We start from the raw sequence: 892 nt of genomic DNA, 5'->3' as shown, positions 1-892 counted from the left end.
TCAACGGCGTGCTCGATACCGAGGCCAGCCCGCGCGAGAACCTCGATGCGCTCTCAAGCGCCTGGGGCGGCTGGTGGGCCTGCGAACGCGGGCGGCTGACGCTGGGTGGTGCTGTCTGGGAAGAGCCCGACCTGACCATCACCGAGGACATGCTGGTCGCCGGGATCCGGGTGATCGCGCGCCGCCCCTTCGAGGAGCAGTTCAACACCGTCAAGGCGCAGTTCGCGGATGCGGCGGCCGAGCATGTGGTGACCGACCTGCCGGTGCTGGCCTCCGAGACGTATCGCGCCGCCGATAATGGCGAGCGGCTGGTGCGCGATCTGGGCGAGCTGCCGGGCGAGACCGATCCCGTGCGCGGCCAGCGGCTGATGAAGCTGGCGCTTCTGAAGGGGCGGCGCCAGCGCCAGGTGATCATGCCCTGTTCGCTCGCCGCCTGGGGCGTGCGGCTGGGCGACACTATACGTGTCACGATCCCGCGCCGGGGCTGGGAGGCCAAGGCCTTCGAGGTCACGGCCCGCGCGGTGACGGTCGGCCCCGAGGGCGTCCAGGTGCGGCTGACCTGTCTGGAAACCGGCCCCGCGATCTTCGACTGGCGGACCTCGGAAGAACAGGCCCGCCCCGCGGGCGGTATCCCGACGCTGCCCTCGCCGACCGCCAAGCCGCAGGTCTCGGCGCCGACGATGAGCGAGGAACTGTACGAGACCCGCGGCGGTGGCGGGGTCAAGACCCGGGTCCGGCTGGCAGCCAGCAGCGACAATCCCTTCATCGACGCCTGGCAGTTCTCCTGGCGGCCGATCACCGAGGCCGAGGCAACCGTCCGCGGCCTCATCGACACGCCCGAGGACCTGATCGACGATGTCGCGCCCGGCACCTATGTCTTCGGCGCGCGCGG

General features: G+C 71.1%; 1 protein-coding gene. It reads left to right on the top strand.

Annotated elements, in window-relative coordinates; translation table 11 throughout:
- Nucleotides 1-892 (top strand): phage tail protein (locus BYZ73_RS21330; RefSeq protein WP_146746398.1); only part of this gene is annotated, 892 nt, incomplete at both ends.

This window comes from Rhodovulum viride (assembly GCF_003265965.1).
GTDB classification, from domain to species: domain Bacteria; phylum Pseudomonadota; class Alphaproteobacteria; order Rhodobacterales; family Rhodobacteraceae; genus Rhodovulum; species Rhodovulum kholense.
The sequence above is the reverse complement of the archived record's forward strand: the minus strand, read 5'-3'. Positions and strand labels throughout refer to the sequence as shown.